Annotated in this window: 15 protein-coding genes and 2 pseudogenes; 4 read left to right on the top strand and 13 right to left on the bottom strand. The window is 68.6% G+C overall.

Annotated elements, in window-relative coordinates:
• Positions 1-142 precede the first annotated feature (142 nt).
• From ACH4U7_RS49160 to ACH4U7_RS49180, 5 genes are all read right to left on the bottom strand, one after another.
• Positions 143-1,612, bottom strand: a complete 1,470-nt coding sequence (locus ACH4U7_RS49160; protein ID WP_398534266.1) for an aldehyde dehydrogenase — start codon at positions 1,610-1,612, stop codon at positions 143-145.
• Positions 1,613-2,224: 612 nt separating this feature from the next.
• Positions 2,225-3,382 carry an acetyl-CoA C-acetyltransferase gene (locus ACH4U7_RS49165; protein ID WP_398534267.1) on the bottom strand — a complete coding sequence of 386 codons (1,158 nt, stop codon included), beginning with the start codon at positions 3,380-3,382 and terminating at the stop codon, positions 2,225-2,227.
• Between the two features lie 27 nt (positions 3,383-3,409).
• Entirely contained in the window at positions 3,410-3,997 is a 588-nt protein-coding gene (locus tag ACH4U7_RS49170; RefSeq protein WP_398534268.1) for a TetR/AcrR family transcriptional regulator, read from the bottom strand.
• A gap of 51 nt (positions 3,998-4,048) precedes the next feature.
• The gene (locus ACH4U7_RS49175; RefSeq protein ID WP_398534269.1) at positions 4,049-4,837 is read right to left on the bottom strand and encodes an SDR family oxidoreductase; all 789 of its coding nucleotides are present in this window, start codon (positions 4,835-4,837) and stop codon (positions 4,049-4,051) included.
• Positions 4,834-6,000 carry an acyl-CoA dehydrogenase family protein gene (locus ACH4U7_RS49180; RefSeq protein WP_398534270.1) on the bottom strand — a complete coding sequence of 389 codons (1,167 nt, stop codon included), beginning with the start codon at positions 5,998-6,000 and terminating at the stop codon, positions 4,834-4,836. Before ACH4U7_RS49180 ends, ACH4U7_RS49175 begins: the two co-directional genes overlap by 4 nt.
• Before the next feature lie 79 nt (positions 6,001-6,079).
• On the opposite strand from ACH4U7_RS49180, the gene ACH4U7_RS49185 reads away from it, so the two are divergent.
• The 4 genes from ACH4U7_RS49185 to ACH4U7_RS49200 all read left to right on the top strand — a co-directional run bounded on the left by ACH4U7_RS49185 (position 6,080) and on the right by ACH4U7_RS49200 (position 10,299).
• Positions 6,080-6,940, top strand: a complete 861-nt coding sequence (locus ACH4U7_RS49185) for an enoyl-CoA hydratase (RefSeq protein ID WP_398534271.1) — start codon at positions 6,080-6,082, stop codon at positions 6,938-6,940.
• Positions 6,940-8,109, top strand: a complete 1,170-nt coding sequence (locus ACH4U7_RS49190; RefSeq protein ID WP_398534272.1) for an acyl-CoA dehydrogenase family protein — start codon at positions 6,940-6,942, stop codon at positions 8,107-8,109. The genes ACH4U7_RS49185 and ACH4U7_RS49190 overlap by 1 nt, the downstream gene beginning before the upstream one ends.
• Complete coding sequence (locus tag ACH4U7_RS49195; RefSeq protein WP_398534273.1) at positions 8,109-9,098, top strand: acyl-CoA dehydrogenase family protein; 990 nt, start codon at positions 8,109-8,111, stop codon at positions 9,096-9,098. Before ACH4U7_RS49190 ends, ACH4U7_RS49195 begins: the two co-directional genes overlap by 1 nt.
• 127 nt (positions 9,099-9,225) lie before the next feature.
• Complete coding sequence (locus tag ACH4U7_RS49200) at positions 9,226-10,299, top strand: acyl-CoA dehydrogenase family protein (protein ID WP_398534274.1); 1,074 nt, start codon at positions 9,226-9,228, stop codon at positions 10,297-10,299.
• Positions 10,300-10,451: 152 nt separating this feature from the next.
• On the opposite strand, the gene ACH4U7_RS49205 is transcribed toward ACH4U7_RS49200, so the two are convergent.
• The 8 genes and pseudogenes from ACH4U7_RS49205 to ACH4U7_RS49240 form a co-directional block, all read right to left on the bottom strand.
• On the bottom strand, positions 10,452-10,769 hold the full coding sequence (locus ACH4U7_RS49205) for a hypothetical protein (protein WP_398534275.1): 318 nt from the start codon (positions 10,767-10,769) through the stop codon (positions 10,452-10,454).
• Between the two features lie 859 nt (positions 10,770-11,628).
• Positions 11,629-13,125 carry an MFS transporter gene (locus tag ACH4U7_RS49210; protein ID WP_398534276.1) on the bottom strand — a complete coding sequence of 499 codons (1,497 nt, stop codon included), beginning with the start codon at positions 13,123-13,125 and terminating at the stop codon, positions 11,629-11,631.
• A gap of 361 nt (positions 13,126-13,486) precedes the next feature.
• A complete protein-coding gene (locus ACH4U7_RS49215; RefSeq protein ID WP_398534277.1) occupies positions 13,487-14,332 on the bottom strand; it encodes an SDR family NAD(P)-dependent oxidoreductase in 846 nt (281 codons plus the stop codon).
• Positions 14,325-14,747 carry a hypothetical protein gene (locus tag ACH4U7_RS49220; RefSeq protein ID WP_398534282.1) on the bottom strand — a complete coding sequence of 141 codons (423 nt, stop codon included), beginning with the start codon at positions 14,745-14,747 and terminating at the stop codon, positions 14,325-14,327. Before ACH4U7_RS49220 ends, ACH4U7_RS49215 begins: the two co-directional genes overlap by 8 nt.
• A gap of 23 nt (positions 14,748-14,770) precedes the next feature.
• Positions 14,771-14,908: pseudogene (locus ACH4U7_RS49225) on the bottom strand (IS5/IS1182 family transposase); the annotation flags it as partial.
• A 54-nt stretch (positions 14,909-14,962) separates the two neighbouring features.
• The gene (locus ACH4U7_RS49230; RefSeq protein WP_398534278.1) at positions 14,963-16,072 is read right to left on the bottom strand and encodes an alcohol dehydrogenase catalytic domain-containing protein; all 1,110 of its coding nucleotides are present in this window, start codon (positions 16,070-16,072) and stop codon (positions 14,963-14,965) included.
• A gap of 124 nt (positions 16,073-16,196) precedes the next feature.
• Positions 16,197-16,871 (bottom strand): TetR/AcrR family transcriptional regulator, encoded by a 675-nt coding sequence (locus ACH4U7_RS49235; RefSeq protein WP_398534279.1) that lies wholly within the window; start codon positions 16,869-16,871, stop codon positions 16,197-16,199.
• Between the two features lie 193 nt (positions 16,872-17,064).
• A pseudogene (locus tag ACH4U7_RS49240) lies at positions 17,065-18,093 on the bottom strand (integrase).
• Positions 18,094-18,271 lie beyond the last annotated feature (178 nt).

Genomic DNA, 18,271 nt, shown 5'->3' on the forward strand with positions numbered 1-18,271 from the left:
CTCGCGGTGATCTTCCTCTTCGGCCGCCGAGCGGCACTGCTGGGTCGAAGATCCCGAGGGATTTCCGGCCTATGACGGCGTATTGCTGAAAATGCGTCGCCTTCCTCCGCTCTCCCCGGCCGGAGGAAGGCGACAGCTCGTGTCAGCCGACGTTCATCCAGACGGCCTTCGGATCCATCCATTCGTGCAGCGCCGTCGAGCCGTTGGCCGTGCCGCCGTTGCCGCTCTGCTTGTGCCCTCCGAACGGCAGGGCCCAGTGCATCGCCTTGTAGGTGTTGACCCAGACGTTTCCGGCCCGGAGCCGGTCCGTCACCCGGTGGGCTCGACGCAGGTCCTCGGTCCACAGGCCGGCGGCCAGGCCGAAGGGGGTGTCGTTGGCCAGCTCGATGGCCTGCTCCTCGCTGTTGAAGGGCAGTGCGACGGCGACCGGGCCGAAGATCTCCTCCTGGCTGATCCGCAACCTGTTGTCGTCCACGGCGAACAATGTCGGATCGACGTAGAACCCACCGCGCAGCGGCGAGCTGTCCTTGATCAGTTCCTCCGTCGTGCGGCCTCCGGTGACCAGCCGGGCGCCTTCTTCCTGGCCGAGCCGCAGGTAGGAGCGCACGGTGTCGTACTGGGCCTCGTTGGCGATCGGTCCCATGCCGGTCGACAGGTCCATCGGGTCACCGACCTCGATGGAAGCGGCGTGCGCGGCCAGCCGCTCCAGGAACTCGTCGTAGATGGAGTCATCCACGAGCACGCGGGATCCGGCAACGCACGCCTGGCCGGCGTTCGGGGTGAATATGCCCGCACTCACACCGGTCACCGCGGCATCCAGATCGGCGTCCGCAAATACGATGTTGGGCGATTTGCCGCCGAGCTCGAGCAGCAGGTTCTTGATGTTCACGGTGGCGCGCTGCATGATGCTTCGCCCGGTTGTGGTGGAGCCGGTGAAACTGATCTTCCCGATGCCGGGGTGGCCGGCGATCGCGTCGCCGACCTCCGAGCCGCGTCCGGAGACCACGTTCACCAGGCCCGGAGGGAAACCGAGCTCGTCGAACAGACGAGCTGCCTCCAGGATCGAGGCGGTGGCCTGCTGCGCGGGCTTGACCACGATCGTGTTGCCGGCGGCGAGGGACGCCGCCACCTTGGCGAAGAACACCGGCAGTGGGCCGTTCCAGGGGATGATCAGCGCCGTGACCCCCACCGGCTCCCATCGGGTGTACGCGAACGCGCCGGGACGAATGTCCACCGTCGAACCTTGGAGGTTCTCGGCCAGCCCGGCGAAGTAGCGGATCTGCATGGCGGCGCCGGGGATCTGGGCGAAGCGCGTCTCGCGCAGGGGACGTCCGTTGTCACGCGTCTCCACCTCGGACAGCCACTCCGCGCCGGCTTCGACGGCATCGGCCCACGCGCGCAGCTTCGCCGCCCGCTCAGCCGACGAAAGCCCCGTCCAGGCTCCGCTGTCGAATGCCCGTTGAGCAGCTTGGACGGCAATGTCCACGTCCTCGGCGCCACTGGCGGGTATCCGCGCCCACGCCTGGCCCGTGGAGGGGTCGACGGACTCCAGCCACGCTCCCGAACGGGCTGGGCACCGTTCGCCACCGATGTAGTTGAGGAACTCTTGCACGTCCTTCTCCTCCCGCGGCGGTAACCGAGCAAGCGCTTGGGTTTAAGTGTCTCCCGTCTTGGCCTCGAGCGCTACCTCCTGGCGCCGCACAGAGTCTTCCGCCGCCTGGTTTCAGTGCGCCGCATGGAAAGGCGGCCGGGTGCGGAGTGTTGAGGCCAGTCGCGGAGGACTGGGAGATCCCGAGCAAGCAATCGCTTGGCTGAGCCGTTGCAGGGGCCCGGCTCGGGAACGCTGCAGCGGGGCCTTGTCCCCGAAGGGTGGACACCTGTTCGTGTCGTTATGCGGCAAGTGTCAGGGTGGCTGATTGCTGCTCGTAGGCGATCGGCGCCTGCTGTCCGTTTGCCGAGTGCCCTCGAAGGTGTGGCTCGGGTCCGACAGGTACAGCGCGACGGCGTCCGCCTTGAACTCGGCGAGTAGACCTTCATCACCATAAGAGATCCCTCCTCCCCGGCCCCTGGCGGGGCCGGGCTCAGAGGTGTCCACCACTCGGGGGCAGGTTCCGCCGGCGTGTAGTTTTTTGCTGGACCGGTGTGATTGCCGTCGGCCCTCCTGCGCCGCAGCGCAGGAGGGCCGACGGCAATGTGAGCCACCCCAGCAGTCCTTGGGGGTGAATCAGATCCGCTCGATGATGGTGACGTTGGCCTGCCCGCCGCCTTCGCACATCGTCTGAAGACCGAAGCGGCCGTCGGTGCGCTCCAGTTCGTGCAGCAGAGTGGTCGTGAGCTTGGTGCCGGTAGCACCCAGGGGGTGGCCCAGAGCGATGGCGCCGCCGTTGACGTTGACCTTGTCCGGATCGGCGCCGGTCTCCTTGAGCCACGCCAGGACGACGGACGCGAACGCTTCGTTGATCTCGACCAGGTCGATGTCGTCGAGGGACATCCCGGACTTCTTGAGGGCGTATGCAGTCGCCGGGATCGGCGCGGACAGCATCCGGATCGGGTCCTCGCCGCGCACCGAGAGGTGGTGGATGCGGGCCCGCGGCGTCAGACCGTGCTCGCGGACGGCCCGTTCGCTTGCCACCAGGATCGCGGACGCACCGTCGGAGACCTGGGAGGAGACGCCTGCCGTCAGCCGGCCCCCCTCGACCACCGGCTTCAGTCCTGCCATCTTCTCCAGGCTGGTCTCGCGGCGCGGCCCCTCATCGGCGGTCACATCGCCGTAGGCGATGAGCTCACGGTCGAAGCGGCCCTCATCGATGGCGCGGACCGCCCGCTGGTGGGAGCGCAGCGCGAACTGCTCCATGTCCTCGCGGGAGATGCCCCACTTCTCTGCGATGAGTTCGGCACCGTGGAATTGGTTGACGGGCTGGTCGCCGTAGCGGGCGCGCCAGCCTTCGGAGCCGACGTACGGGCCCTGGGTCAGTCCCAGGGGCTCGGCGGCCTGGCGGCTGGCGAACGCGATGGGAATCATCGACATGTTCTGCACGCCGCCGGCGACCACGAGGTCCTGGGTGCCGGACAGCACGCCCTGGGCGGCGAAGTGCAGAGCCTGCTGCGAGGAGCCGCACTGGCGGTCCACGGTGGTTCCCGGTACCTCCTCGGGCAGCCCCGCAGCCAGCCAGCACGTCCGGGCGATGTCCCCGGCCTGCGGGCCCACGGTGTCGAGGCAGCCGAAGACGACATCTTCGACGGCCGCCGGGTCGGCTCCGGAGCGCTCCATCAGCGCCTGGAGTATGTGTGCGCCGAGGTCGGCAGGGTGGACGGCGGAGAGTCCGCCGTTCTTCTTGCCGACCGGGGTACGGACCGCTTCGACGATGTATGCCTCGGCCATGGCCGCTCCTTTTGGGACTCTTGAGGGTTATTCGCGCAGAGTGATGCCCTCCAGCACCATCGACAGGTACTGGCGGGCGATCTCCTCGGGGCTGTGCTGTCCGCCCGGCCGGTACCAGGACGCGGCCACCCAGACGGTGTCGCGGAGGAAGCGGTACGTGAGCCGGATGTCGAGATCGGCGCGGAAGGCATCGTCGGCCACCCCGCGTTCCAAGGTGCCCAGCCACGCTTTCTCGAACTTCACCTGCGCGTCGGTGAGGTAGGCGAAGCGCGGCTGAGCCTGCAGGCGTTTGGCTTCCTTCTGGTAGATGGCGACCGCCGGAAGGTGCCGGTCGATCTCCTTGAAGGAAGCGGTGACGAGGGCCTCGATGGTCTCCCTGGGGCCGAGGCCGACGGCGAGCACGGCGTCGTAGCGGGCCCACAGTTCGTTGAGGAAACTCGAGAGGATCTCGTCGACCATCGCCTCCTTGGAGTCGAAGTGGTAGTAGAGGCTGCCTGCGAGCATCCCCGCCTCGTCCGCGATCTTGCGGACGGTGGTGGCACGGTAGCCCTGCGCGGCGAACACCTCGGCGGCGGTGGCCAGGATCTCCTCGCGCCGTTCAGGCGCGGCACTCATGGCTGTCTTCTTACGATCACTCTTGCTGTTCGGCACCGGGTCATTCTCGCCTCACGGGTGCTGGCTGCTGACGGAGATGACCTCACCGGCCAGGTAGGAGGAGTAGCCGGACGCCAGGAAGACGATCACGTTGGCCACCTCCCAGGGCTCGGCGTACCGGCCGAAGGCCTCCCGCGCGGTGAGTTCCTCAAGCAGTTCCGGGGTCGTGACCTTCACCAGGTGGGGATGCATGGCCAGACTCGGCGCCACCGCGTTGACCCGGACACCGAACTCGGCGGCCTCCAGAGCGGCGCACCGGGTCAGCGCCATCACCCCCGCCTTCGCCGCGGCGTAGTGCGCTTGGCCCTTCTGCGCCCGCCAGCCGATGACCGAGGCGTTGTTCACGACGACACCGCCGCGTCCCGCGGCCTTCATCCGCTGCAGCGCGGCACGCGTGCACCGGAACGTGCCGTTCAACGTCACGTCGAGCACCGTGGACCACTGCTCGTCGCTCATGTCGACCAGGTCGGCAGTGCCTCCCAGTCCGGCGTTGTTCACGACGATGTCGAGCCGCCCGTGCTGCTGCTCGGCGAGGTCGAACAGGGCGGTGACCTGGTCCTCGTCGGTGACGTTGCAGGGCAGTGCCGCAACCTTGTCCTGTCCGAAGGCCTCGGCCAGTTCCGCGGCGGACTCCTTGAGGCGGCGCGCATGCGCGTCGGAGATGACGACCTTGACCCCCTCTTCCAGCAGCCGGCGCGCGGTCGCCCCGCCGATCCCGGCTCCCGCGGCGGCCGTGACGACGGCGCTGCGCCCTTCAAGGAGCCGGTGGCCGGACACATACGGGGGAGGAGACGTGCTCACGGACGGGCCTCCTTCGGCAGGCCGAGAACGCGCTCGGCGATGATGTTCCGCTGGATCTCGTTGGAGCCGGCGTAGATGGTGTCGGAGCGGGAGAACAGGAACAGCCGCTGCCAGTCGGTGAGGTCGTAGGGCTCGCCGGCGGCCAGCATGCCCTCGGCACCGCACACGTCCATGGCGAGTTCGCCCAGTTCCCGGTGCCAGGTCGCCCAGAAGATCTTGCCGATGGATGCCTCGGGGCCCGGTGCGCTGGCCGCGACTGCCTCCAGCATGCGCAGCGCATTGAACCGGATGATCTCCAGACCGCTCCAGGCGCGTGCGATGCGGTCGCGGATGAACGGGTCGTCGGCCGCGCCGTTGCGCTTGGCCAGGTCGATGATCGCTTCTAGTTCGCGGCGGAAGCCGACCTGCTGTCCCAGGGTCGACACGCCCCGTTCGAACCCGAGGGTTGCCATGGCGACCTTCCAGCCCTGGCCGGGCGCGTCGACGATGTTCCCCGCTGCCGTGCGCGCCTCGTCGAAGAACACTTCATTGAATTCCGACGTGCCGGTCAGCTGCATGATCGGACGGATGTCCACACCGGGCTGGCGCAGCGGCACGAGCAGATAGGACAACCCCTGGTGGCGGGTGGAGCCGGGCTCGGTGCGCGCGATGACGAAGCACCAGTCGGACTCGTGGGCGAGCGAGGTCCAGATCTTCTGCCCGGTGATCACCCACTCGTCCCCGTCGAGCTGCGCCCGCGTCCGCACGTTCGCCAGGTCCGATCCGGCGTCCGGCTCGCTGTATCCCTGACACCACGTCTCCTCGACCGCCACGATCGGAGGCAGGAAGCGCTCGCGCTGCTGAGCCGTCCCGAACGCGATGAGGGTGGGGCCGAGCAGTTGCTCGCCGATGTGGTTCACACGCGCCGGCGCATCGGCGAGGACGTACTCCTCGTGGAAGGCCACCTGCTGTTCCAGGGTCGCCCCCCGGCCGCCGTATTCCTTCGGCCACCCCACACAGGTCCACCCCGCGGCGGCCATGTGCCGTTCCCAGGCAAGGCGTTCGGCGAAGGCCTCGTGCTCGCGGCCCGGCCCACCGCGTCCGCGCAGACTGGCGAACTCCCCGGTGAGATGGGCGCGCAACCAGGTGCGGAACTCGGTGCGGAACTCCTCGACGCTGCTCATGGGCGGCTCCGGTCGGCTCTCGACGGCTGACGTTCAGCACGGTAACCTACCAAACACTTGTTAGGGAAGGAGGGGGCGGATGTCCGCTTCCGGCACGACGCCCACGGAACCGGTGAGCTACGAACGCCGTGGCCCCGTCGCCGTGGTCACGATGAACCGTCCGAAGTACCGCAATGCCCAGAACTCGGCGATGACCTACGCCCTGGATCGCGCCTTCTACCGCGCCGCAGAGGACGGCGAGGTCAAGGTGGTCGTCCTCGCCGGGGACGGAAAGCACTTCTCCGCCGGACACGACATCGGCACCCCCGAACGAGACGCCCACCTGCCCTTCGAACGCAAGGCCGGACTGTGGTGGGACCACTCGGACAAGCAGGGCGCGGAGAGCCGCTTCGCCCGGGAGTCAGAGGTCTACCTGGGCATGTGCCGCCGCTGGCGCGAACTGCCCAAGCCCTTGATCGCCCAGGTCCAGGGCGCCTGCGTCGCCGGCGGCCTGATGCTCGCCTGGGTGTGTGACCTGATCGTCGCCTCCGAGGACGCCTTCTTCGCCGACCCCGTGGTCCGCATGGGCATCCCGGGCGTCGAGTACTTCGCCCATCCCTGGGCCATGCCGCCCCGGATTGCCAAGGAGTTCCTCTACACGGGCGACCGGATGGACGCCCGGCGCGCCTACGAGATCGGCATGGTCAACCGCGTCGTGCCACGCGACGAACTCAGCAAAAAGACCATGGAGTTGGCGGGCCGGGTCGCAGAAATGCCGCGCATGGGACTGGCGCTGACCAAGCGAGCCGTCAACCAGGCCGAAGACCTCCAGGGCCTGCACGCCGGCATGGACTCCGTCTTCGGCCTCCACCATCTCGCCCATGCACACAACGCCGAGACCGCAGCGGACTCCCTCGGCGGCATGGACGTCCACGCCATGAAGAAGGGGGCCGGAGCCTGATGGACCTCGACTTCACCGCCGCGGAGGACGCCTTCAGGACCGAAGCCTGCACCTGGCTTGCGACCCACGTCCCCGCAACCCCGCTGCCCTCCCTGGAAACCGAGGAAGGGTTCGCAGCCCACCGGGAATGGGAGCGCACCCTGTCCGACGGCCGCTGGTCGGTAGTGTCCTGGCCCGAGGAGTACGGCGGCCGCACCGCCTCGGTCCTCCAGTGGCTGATCTTCGAGGAGGAGTACTACGCGGCCGGTGCACCCGGCCGGGTCAGCCAGAACGGCATCAACTTGCTGGCCCCCACGCTGTTCGAGCACGGCACGCCGGAACAGCGCGCCCGCATCCTGCCGCCCATGGCCGCCGGAGAGGTGATCTGGGCACAGGCCTGGTCGGAGCCCGAAGCCGGTTCGGACCTGGTCTCTTTGCGCTCCACCGCCGCACGAACCGACGGCGGCTGGCTGCTGAACGGGCAAAAGACCTGGTCCTCGCGGGCCGCCTTCGCCGACCGCGCCTTCGGTCTCTTCCGCAGCGACCCGAACGCCGACAAGCCCCACCGCGGCCTGACCTACCTCATGTTCCCTCTGGACGCCGACGGCGTGACCGTACGTCCCATCGGACGACTCGACGGCAAGCCGGCCTTTGCGGAACTGTTCCTGGACAACGTCTTCGTACCCGACGAGGACGTCATCGGCGAACCCGGCCAGGGCTGGCGAGTCGCCATGAGCACCGCCGGCAACGAACGAGGCCTCACTCTGCGCAGCCCCGGCCGCTTCACCGCCGCAGCCGACCGGCTGGCCCGGCTCTGGCAGGACCTGGCCGACCCCGCCGACACCTCCCTGCGCGACCGAGTCGCCGACGCAGTGATCACGGCCCGCGCCTACCAGCTCTTCACCTACGCCAACGCCTCCCGCATCGAGGCCGGCGGGTCGATCGGCGCCGAGGCGAGCATGAACAAGGTCTTCTGGTCCCAGATGGACATCTCCCTGCACGAGACTGCCCTGGACCTGCTCGGACCCGTCGGTGAACTCGCCGACCACGCCGCGGAGGCACCCGCCCACGGCACCTGGGCCGAGGGCTACACCTTCTCCCTGGCCGGGCCCATCTACGCCGGAACCAACGAGATCCAGCGCGACATCATCGCCGAGCGCCTGCTCGGCCTGCCGAAGGGACGCCGGTGATGCGGTTCCTCCTCGACGACGAGCAGCGGGAGTTCTCCCGTTCCCTCGACAGCATGCTCACGGCGGCCGACACCCCCGCGGCCGTACGCGCATGGGCTGTCGGCGACCACGCGCCCGGACGTGCCCTGTGGGGACGCCTCGCCGAGGCCGGAGTGTTCGGTCTCGCGGTCCCCGAAGAGCACGGCGGCCTGGGATGCCTGCCCGTCGAACTGGCCATCTCCTTCACCGAACTGGGACGTCACGCCGTGCCGGGCCCGTACGTGGAGACCGTGGCCGCGGCCGCCCTCCTCGACCGCCTGGGCGACCAGACAGTCGCCGACACCTGGCTGCCCGGCATCGCCTCCGGCAAGACCATCGCCTCCCTCTGCCAGCTCTCCGCAGAAACCCCCTACGCCCTGGACGCCGACGCCAGTGACGTGACCCTCGTCGTCACCGGGGACACCCTGTCCCTGACGACGTCCGCAGGCGCCGTCCAGCCGTCCGCCGACCCCGCCCGCCGACTGGCCAGACCACTAGGCGGAGCCACCCTGGCCCGAGGCCGCCAGGTGAAGGCGGCAGCATCGCACGCCGCCGACGTCGCCGCACTGGCCACTGCCGCACAGGCCCTGGGACTCGGGCGTGCTCTGCTGGACCACACCGTCGCCTACGTCCGCCAGCGCAAGCAGTTCGGCGTCCCCATTGGCACCTTCCAGGCCGTGAAACACCGGCTGGCCGACACCCTCATCGCCCTGGAGTTCGCTCAGCCGCTCGTGCACGCCGGCGCCCTGGGCCTGGAGGCGGGGGAGGAGCACAGCGGTCGCGGCATCGCGGCAGCCAAGGTTGCCGCCGGCGAGGCCGCATACACCGCCGCCCGCACCGCCCTGCACCTGCACGGCGCCCTCGGCTACACCGACGAGCTGGACCTGTCCCTGTGGATACGCAAGGCCCGCGCGCTCCGCTCGGCCTGGGGCACACCGGCAGCCTGCCGGGCCAGGGTCCTGGCTCCCTGAACCACTTACCGCGCCCTTGAGGAGAGCCGTACCGCCCTTCGGGCCTTGAGGAAAGACCGCGCCTCCACTCGCTGCACGCCCCGCACAGGCGTGCCATCCCTGACCTGACAGAGCAAGGAGCAGACAGATGAGACTGACGGAGGAACAAGAAGAACTACGTTCCGCCGTGCGATCGTTGCTCACGCGCTACGAGGGCTCGACGGCTTGGCAGCCGCTGGCTGAGCAGATCGGTGTTGCAGGCCTGGCCGTACCCGAGGAGTACGGCGGCGCGGGCTACGGGGCCCAGGAGGTGCACGTCGTCATGGAAGAACTGGGACGTGTCCTCAGCCCTGTGCCGTACCTCGGCTCGGCGGTGCTCACCACGCAGGCACTGCTGGCATCCGGTGACGAGGAAACATGCCAACGCCTGCTGCCACCGCTCGCGGCCGGACAGATGGTGGGGGCCTTGGCCTGGGCCGAGCAGGGAACCTGGGGCCCCGACCAGATCGCGGCTCAGGCTGTCCCTCTCTCCGGCGGGACCTGGGGCATCTCCGGAACCAAGGAGTACGTCCTGGACGGAGCGGATGCCGAACTCCTGCTCCTGGCCGCCCGAACGCCGGCCGGGCTGTCCCTCTTCGAAGTGGCCGTGGACGGGGTCGGCCTTCGCCGCGAGCCCACCGTCACGATGGACCAGACCCGCGCCCTGACACGCGTGGTACTCGACGGAGTCGAAGGCCGCCTCGTCGGCCAGGACGGCGAGGCGGGACGCGTCCTGCGACACGTCATGGACCAGGCCTGCGCGGCGCTGGCTGCCGAGCAGGTGGGCGCGGCCCAGCGCTGCCTGGATCTCACGGTCGCCTATGCCAAGGACCGGGTGCAGTTCGGCCGGGCCATTGGTTCCTTCCAGGCGGTGAAGCACCGGCTCGCGGACTCCTACGTGCTGGTGGAGGCGGCGCGTTCGGCGGCCATGGGCGCAGCCTTCGCCGCCGCCGAAGGTTCCCCGGAGCTCACCCGCCGTGCAGCAGTGGCCAAATCGGCCTGCTCGGAGGCGTTTTCCACCGTAGCGGGGGAGATGGTCCAGCTGCACGGCGGCATTGGGATCACCTGGGAGCACGACGCTCATCGCTATTTCAAGCGAGCGCACAGCTCGAGCCACCTCCTTGGCACACCGGTGTGGCACCGTGGTCGGCTATCCACTGAGTTGGGGCTGGCTGCCGCCTGACGGAAGCGCAAGGGATCGCCGGATCGAGCCTCTTGGCGACGCGGCCTGCAGGCAGACCAGGACGGTGCATGAAGGTGCCGGCGGCCACCGGGTGATTCTCCCCACCGTGAGGGCACTGAGTACGCTCACGGTGGGGTGTTCAGTACCCTGGCTTACTCCTGCTGTATGCCTTCGAGTCGCTGGATGATCTGCCACCGGGGCGTGTTGCTCTTGGTGACGAGGACGAGCGTTTCGCCGGTGTCGGTCCAGGTGCGGTGGATGAGGTCGAGTGCCGGGTCCACGCCTGCCGATGCATCGCCGCGGGCTCCGGAGCGAAGCCGGGCGCGCAGGCCGAAGTTGTGTGCCGCGACGACGCTGGACGCCACCGTGTAGGCCCGGACGTCGCCGTCCGGCAGCGTGGCGAAGCGACGCTTCGGGCACCCGTCGAGCCGGAAAGCCCGTTCCGGGGAGCTCGGCGGGCCATGCGCCACCGCGCCGCACGGCTGCCGCGCGGTTGAGGCGCAATTCTCCGAAGCGGACCATCGCCGGCAGGCCGTCGCCCTCCAGTGCCGCCTGGGCGAGGTCCACGGTCACCAGGTCGGCGTAGTCGGCGGCCAGCAGATCGGCCAAGGCCGCGGCGGTGCGACCGGCGTCGGCGGAGGGCTCGATACTCGCCGCGTCCCGCAGCAGATCCGGCCTGTGCCGCTCCTCGTTCCGACCGGAGTCCGCAGCAGGGCTTGCGGGGGCCCGGCGTCTTCGTTTCGGGCGGGTGCGGCCGCGGCCGGCGGTGAGACCCGCATCAGAAACCGCGCCCCTGCTTCCGAGGCCGGAGCAGGCGAGAGGGGCAGGACGTGCACCGATGCCTCCGCCGGACGCCGTCGGCCTTGCGGAGGACCGTGGGATGGAGCGTGGCCGAGCCGCGGCGGGCAGCCGCCAGTGTGGACGCACATGCCTGCGGGTCCGCCCACAGCTGCCATGCCGAAAGGCCGAGCAACTGCTCCGGCGCATACCCGAGGAATCCATCAGGCGGCCGGGACGGAGACAGCAGGGCCCCTCGGCCGTCCAGGAGAAGCACCACGGTCTCGGTTGCCTTTGGGACGGGCAGGTCGGGGTCTGCGGTGTTCCGGCTGTCTGTGCTCATGGCCTTGCTTCGCTTCCGTCAGCGGGAAGCGGCCGGATTACTCAGAGGTGGGGCCGCCTTATGCCCGTGCGTCCAGTCTGCGCCCTCCTTCCGTGCGTTGTGCGAGAGACACGAGAAGGCCGATGGAGCAAGGGCCAACGTCGTGTCGACGTTTCGGCCCTCGCTCCGGCGGTTTCACGCAGCTGTCGAGGTTTGATTCCCCGCGGCTGTCAGGCTTCGGCTGTCTGCTGTGCGGGCCTGCCGTGGGGCACCAGGAGTCCGACCACTAGGGCCACGAGCGCGAAGCCCGCGCAGGCGAGGAAGGCGATCACGAAACCTGTGTTCGTGTAGATCGGGCTGCCCTGGACGAGCTGCCCCACGTTCTGCAGGAGGATGACGTAGACGATCTGCACCGCCGCCGTCGAACCCAGTGTCTGCAGCAACCCGGCCATGCCCGCGGTGATGGCCTGCTGCTCCACAGGCGTCGCCTCGATGACCAGGTTCGGCACGGCGGCGTAGGCGAGGCTCGCGCCGGCGGCGAGCACGGTGAAGCCGACGACCACCTGCCACTTCTCGGCGTGCCAGAATGCCGTGTACGCGGCGGCGACGGCCATGATCAGCGAGCCGACGACGGCGGGCAGCCGGGCGCCGATGCGGCGCATGTACAGGCCCGCGATGAAGCACGGCACACAGGTGGCGATACCCGCCGGCACGGTGAAAAGGGTGAGCTGCATGGCCGTGGACCCGAAGCCGTAGTCGCCCCCCAGCACCCGGGGCGTCATGGCCATTATCGGCAGGATGGTCGTGTAGGCCCCCACCGCGCCGTAGGCCAGGCCCGCGACGACGATCGTCGTCAGGACGGGTCGACGGGACACCAGCCGCATGTCGACCAGCGGTTCCCGGATCCTGCGCTGTACGGCGACCCACACCACCAGCAGGGCCAGACCGCCGAAGAGGCATCCCAGGGTCTTGGACGACGACCAGGCCCAGGTGGCTGCCTCGCTCAGTCCCACCAGCACGAGGGCCACGCCGGCGCCGAGCAGCACCACACCCGTCCAGTCGAGCCGCGAACGGGCGCGCACCGGGGACTCGGGCACGGCCAGGAGACCGAGGAGCGCGAGGAGTGACATGCCGACGAGCAGCCAAAAAACGGACCGGAATCCGTGATGGTCGATGAAGTACCCGGCGATGAACGGTCCGGTGATCGTCACCAGACCCGTTCCGCCCACGGTGAGGCTGACCGAGAAGGCGATCCAGCGCTGGGGAAGGATATCGCGCATCAGCGAGTACGAGAGCGTGACCAGCGGCAGCATGAAGCCCTGGAGGGCACGGCCTGCCAGGAGGGTCGGGAAGTTCGGCGCGATCGCGGCGAGGACCCCGCCGAGCACGCTCAGGAGCGCCCCCGCGACCATGATCTTCTTCTTGCCGTACAGGTCACCGAGCTTGCTCATCACCGGTCCGGCGACGGCGCCGACCAAGGTCAAAGCCGTGAAGACCCACCCAATCTGCTGGGTCTGGTAATGGACCGCGATCTGGGTCACGGCAGGGGTCAGCAGACTGTAAGAGAGGCTGACGACCTCAAGAGGCCACAGCAATGCGATCAGGATGAGGACGAACGCGGCGGTGGAACGGACGGGAGCGGAGCCGTCCTCGGGCTCCGTGGTTCCCGTACTGCCGTGGTCCGTGGTCGGCGGCTCGAATGCCGCTCCCGATTGAGTCTGCGTCATCGCAGCTCCTCGTCGAGGAGTAGGGAAGGGGACAGAGAACGGCTGGTGCGCCGTACTGAGCGATGGCCGTGGCCGGAAACCGACGCAAGACGAAGTCACGTATCGTCCCACGGCTGCTGGCGTCGGTCGGGTCGGGCTGATGGTGTGACGGGTGTGCTGTCGGACGGGGTGCTGGTGGCTGGATCGCACCCTCGTTGGTGGGGCTACAGTAGGTTCGTGCACCCATCCGGTCAAGTGATTGAAACACTTGATTTATGCACGTGTTACAGGCCTTGGGGCCGTCGGCCGGGGAACGACGACAGCGCCCTCGCGCCGGGCGGCGCGAGGGCGCGTGAGGTCTGGGGCGGATGAGCTTTGGGCGTCAGCGGAGGCCATGGTTGTGCGGAGCAGTACTTCCCTTGCGTGCCAGGTACTTCGCACGCCCGCGGCGTCCGATCGCCTCGGCCGGGCCGAGAATCGGCGGGACGAGCCAGGGGAACGATTCGAGGATCCGGCACAGGATCGAGTCGCTGTAGGGCAGGAAGTGCTCGAGCCGCCGCTTGCGCAGTGCGCGCTCGACGACGTCCGCCACGTCGTCCACCGTGCTCACCTTCCCCAGGAAGTTGAGCAGGCTGCCGTCGTGCGTCGCCTCATGGAACAGCATCGGGGTGTCGACAGCGCTCGGGTAGACCCCGCTGACGGCGACGCCGGTCCCGCGCAGCTCGGCGCTCAGTGCCGCGAGATAGGCCCGCAGCCCGGCCTTGGCCGCCGAGTACGCCGCCGATCCCGGAAGGGCGAGGATCCCGCCCATCGAGACCGTGGCGACGATGTGGCCGCGGTCGGCCGCCTTCATGACCCGGGCCGCGGACGCCGCGAGTTCGGTGACCGAGCCGAGCGTGACGTCGAGTTGGAGCCGCAGTCGGGCGGCCGAGGAGTCGACGACGTCCCCGGGGACGATCACGCCGGCGTTGAGGAACACCAGCTCCGGCCGGTCGGCCCACTCTCCTTCGATGCGGGCACACAATGCCACGACGGCATCCCGGTCGGACAGGTCGCACACGACCGGGACGGCGCCTGCCCCTGCCGCGGAGGCCGCCTTCTGCGCGAGCGTCTCGTCGCGTTCGACGCACAGCAGTGTCTGGCCCCGCGCGGCGAGGCGGCGGCAGACGGCCTCGCCGATCCCGCCGGCGGCACCGGTGACGAGTGCGAGGGGCGACAGGTCAGACATGGCTGGTCTCCTTGGGAGGCTCGGACAAGGACGGCGAGGACGGTGTGGATTGCGCCTCGGCGCGCAGGGCGTCGTAGGTGTGGTCGTCGACGTCGTGCCAGCCGAACCGGTCGCGGAACTGCGCCAGGTAGGCCATGAACGTCGCGCGCTCGGCGTAGTTCGTGTGCCGCGCGCTGTCGACGTACTTGACGCCGCCGCGCAGGTCCGGTGTGTCGGTGCGCTTGAGCTGCGTCAGCTCGGCCTTGCGGACGCCCGTCTCCCGCGCGTTGATGTCGATCATGATGAGCTGGGCCATCTCGTCGAACCGCTTGTAGGCGGCGTCCGCGAACTCGACGAACCCGAGCACGTAGAGGGAGTCCAGCTCGCGCGAGAAGACGTTGAGGTACAGCTGCGGGTGGCCAAGCTTCCACTCCAAATCAAGGATTTTGGAGCGGCCTGGCGTAATCGCCTGAAGGTGGTCTTGATGGCCTCGTCCGACTCGCCGTCGGCGGGCTTCGTGACCGGGTGACGGAATCCGTCGCCGGCGTTCTCGTTGCCGAGGCCGACCAGGGTCGGCATGTCCAGCTCGGCAGCCATGCCGGTGGCCCCATCCGTCTGCGGTTGAACCATCGCCGTGCCCGAGTCCGGCGCTCACCCGGGGAAGGCGGCGGCCTCCTGCAGACTGAGGATCCCGGACCCGGGCAGGCCGTGCCGGATGAGGATCTTGACGTGCGCGATCGCGCTCGGGCTGCTCGGCCGAAGCGCCGCGAACACCTCGGCGGTGGCGTCCAGCCCGGCGTACCCGGTGACCATGAGCGCAGGGTCGAAGCGGCCTGCCCGGAGGTGTTCGAAGGCGCGCGCGAAGGCCTTGTACTCGGTCTCGCCGAATCCGGGGCCACCGACGAACTCAAGGCTGGTGTTTCTCAGGACGCCGACGACGGGGCGGATTTCCTCAGGGCGCATGCCGGCACCGATCACCGAGATCCTGGTGTACGCGGGAGCGGTCGCCATCAGGGAGGCGAGGATTCCCTTGGCCCCGGATGCCTCGATGATGTGCAGCCGCCGCCCGGCGGGGGCGTTCTTGCGCCATGCCTCCACCGGGTCGTCCCGGAGCGGGTCGACCGCGATGTGGGCTCCATACGCCCGGGCGATCTCCCGGCGACTGGCGGAGGGATCGGAGACGACGATGGGGGCGACTCCTCGGGCGGCCAGTTCGATGACGGCTCCCAGGCCCACCGGGCCGGTGCCGGTCACGAGCGCGCCGTCGCCGGGCTCGACCGCCGATCTGAGCACGCCGTTGACCCCGGTGGCCAGGGGCTCCGTCACGGCTGCCAGGACCGGCGAGATCCCTTTGGGAATCTTGATGTGCCCGAAGGCCCAGACAACGGAACGCTCGGCGAGTCCGCCCGGGAAATCGTTGGCATAGCCGACCGTATGGACTCGGCCGTCGGGGGCTGTCACGCCGGGCAGGACGACCAGCTCGTCTCCTACGTCATAGCCCTCTACCCCTTTACCCAGCCTGACCACCCGGGCGGTGAACTCGTGCCCCATCACCAGGGGGCGATCGGGGTCGAAAACCTCTCCCGTCGCGCCCGTCTCCTCATGAGCGGCCAGGAAGTCGCCCGTGTGCTGCCACGCCGAGAGGTCGCTGCCGCACACGCCAACCGCGATGGGCTCCACCAGGAGCTGACCGGCGGCCGGGGCGGGTTCCGGGAGGTCGGTGGTGAAGATCCTTCCCGACTGCATAACGGCTGCGCGCATCGTGCTTTCCTTCCGCGGGTGCCCCCCGCCGAGTGCGGTGACGAGGTTGTTCGATCAGCTGATCGGATCGCTTGATGAAAGCATGTGTCCCGGAGCGAGGGAAGAGTTATGCGCGTGGTCGTGCTCAGGTCGTCGGTACCTTGTGGCGCCGCCCCGACGCGGCCCGCTCGATGGCGTGGGTCAGCCCTCCCGCGGCGAAGTTGACGAGACTGTCCCGCATGATGGCCGCCTCGTTGCCCGAGGCGAACCAGCTCTCGGGGCTCCGTGCCATCAGCAATATGAGGGCCTCGACGCTCAGGGTCCACGCGGTCTGCAGTTCCGAAGGGGTGGCGTCCGGGAACGCGCGGTGAATGAGGGCCTGCAGCCGCTCGGTCGCCGGTGCCGCCGAGGTCAGCATGCGCTCACCGCCGCTGAGGGTCAGCTGACCGACGATGGACAGCCAGCGGGTTCCCCCTGTGCGGTCCCGCTCCAGAAGAGCGGCGTACGGGGTGACCAGGGCTTCGACGATATCCCTCGGTTCCGGGCGCTCCTCCCGCGCGAGCAGTGCGTCGCAGCGCTCGCTGATGTCGGTGACGACGGCGCGTCCGCGTCGCAGCAGCACCGCCTCCAGCAGGGTTTCCTTGGAGCCGAAGTGATAGTGCACAGCCGCCGGCGCGAGCCCCGCCGCGGCGTTCACGGCACGCACGGAAACCGCCTCGACGCCCTGCTCCGCGAAGAGCCTCTCGGCCGCGTTCATGAGGGCTTCGCGGGTCGCCTCTCCGTCATGGGGGCTCTTGCGGCGCTTCTTCTGCTCGGCCACGCGTACTTCCCTCGCTCGTTGTCGGCGGATGTCTCGGGTCCTTTGGGCGATGAGCCTAATGCGCCGCGAGTCCGGTGTACGGCTTGTCCCGTCGATTCGCTTCAAACAATTGATTCGATCGACTGATCGACATATGGTGGCGGCACATCGAGCGGGTGGAGCCTGTGGGTGCCGATTATTACATCCGAGCTGGTCAGGCGGCATGTTCATAGGTGTGGAGAGTGCCGCCGAGCTGGTCCTTCCGCCGGATGTCGAGGTGGTTGAGCTGTTCGGGATTGGTGAGGGGATGGGGGAGTGGGCGCAGGGGTGCTGCGGCGTGGAGGGTGTGGAGGAGGTGTGCTTGGTTCCAGATGAGTGTGCGGCGAGGAGTTCTGTTCTGCAGGAACGGATCCAGCGTTCCATCACTGCGTTCATGCGGGGTACTCGGATACCGGTCTTGATGATTGTGATGCCTTCGTCTTCGACTACGGCGTCGAAGGCGTCCGTGTATCTGCTGTCGCGGTCACGGATCAGGTACTTCACCGCAGTGTCGGCGTCGTGGAGGTCCATGGCGAGGTTCCGGGAGAGTTGTGTGGTCCAGGCTGCGGTGGGGTGGGCCGTTGCACCGAGGATGCGGATACGCCGCGTGGCGCGTTCGATGACGGCGAAGAGACGTACAGGCGCGCTCCGGTCAGCGTCCGGGTTTCGAAGAAGTCGGCGGCAAGGATTGCGTGTGCTTGGCTGCGGAGGAAGGTGGTCCAGGTCTGGCGGTCGCGCTGGGGCGCGGGATCGATGCCGTTGTGCTGGAGGGTCTCCCATACCGTGGAGGGGGCTACCTTGATCCCGAAAGTGGCGAGTTCGCCGCGGATTCTTCTGTACCCCCAGCTTGGGTTCTCCCGGACCAGGCGCAAGATGAGGGTTTGGATGCTGCGGTGGGTAGGCGGTCGTCCTGCCCGTTTGGGGCGGGAGGCGGTTGTGTGGTGGCGGCGTAGGAGGTCGCGGTGCCAGCGGAGGATCGTGTCGGGGGAGACGATCAGATGAAGTCGCCGGAGTGTGGTGCGGGGGAGCCGGTGGAGCAGGGCGGCGAGAAATATGCGGTCGGGCGGAGTGAGCCGGGGTTTGGCGACCTGGAGTTGAAGGACGGCCAGTTGGTGGTGATGTTCTTGTCGGTGTCGCTCATCGGCAGCAGCCGTAGGAGAGCGAACACGTTGGTAAGCGTGAGGTATAGGAGTCGCAGCAGCACGATAGATCATCCTGGCGTACCAGCCCGGTGACTCTCAGCCGCATCCTTAATCCTGCAGGTCACAGCCTATGGATGAGGTTTTCGGCTCTTGCAAGATTTTCGTGATGGGGTGACAGTGCGTCATCTTGGTGTCATTGTGCGGAGTGTGTGACGAGCTGCTGGGCATCGTGTTCCCGCA

Origin of the sequence: Streptomyces sp. NPDC020845, from assembly GCF_044334165.1 — a bacterium.
Classification (GTDB): domain Bacteria; phylum Actinomycetota; class Actinomycetes; order Streptomycetales; family Streptomycetaceae; genus Streptomyces.

What these genes read in the sequence shown, in the direction of transcription:
- ACH4U7_RS49165 (WP_398534267.1), bottom strand. Translation starts at nt 3,382, where the DNA reads ATGGCCGAGGCATACATCGTCGAAGCGGTCCGTACCCCGGTCGGCAAG.
- ACH4U7_RS49170 (WP_398534268.1), bottom strand. Translation starts at nt 3,997, where the DNA reads ATGAGTGCCGCGCCTGAACGGCGCGAGGAGATCCTGGCCACCGCCGCC.
- ACH4U7_RS49180 (WP_398534270.1), bottom strand. Translation starts at nt 6,000, where the DNA reads ATGAGCAGCGTCGAGGAGTTCCGCACCGAGTTCCGCACCTGGTTGCGC.
- ACH4U7_RS49185 (WP_398534271.1), top strand. Translation starts at nt 6,080, where the DNA reads ATGTCCGCTTCCGGCACGACGCCCACGGAACCGGTGAGCTACGAACGC.
- ACH4U7_RS49190 (WP_398534272.1), top strand. Translation starts at nt 6,940, where the DNA reads ATGGACCTCGACTTCACCGCCGCGGAGGACGCCTTCAGGACCGAAGCC.
- ACH4U7_RS49195 (WP_398534273.1), top strand. Translation starts at nt 8,109, where the DNA reads ATGCGGTTCCTCCTCGACGACGAGCAGCGGGAGTTCTCCCGTTCCCTC.
- ACH4U7_RS49200 (WP_398534274.1), top strand. Translation starts at nt 9,226, where the DNA reads ATGAGACTGACGGAGGAACAAGAAGAACTACGTTCCGCCGTGCGATCG.
- ACH4U7_RS49210 (WP_398534276.1), bottom strand. Translation starts at nt 13,125, where the DNA reads ATGACGCAGACTCAATCGGGAGCGGCATTCGAGCCGCCGACCACGGAC.
- ACH4U7_RS49215 (WP_398534277.1), bottom strand. Translation starts at nt 14,332, where the DNA reads ATGTCTGACCTGTCGCCCCTCGCACTCGTCACCGGTGCCGCCGGCGGG.
- ACH4U7_RS49230 (WP_398534278.1), bottom strand. Translation starts at nt 16,072, where the DNA reads ATGCGCGCAGCCGTTATGCAGTCGGGAAGGATCTTCACCACCGACCTC.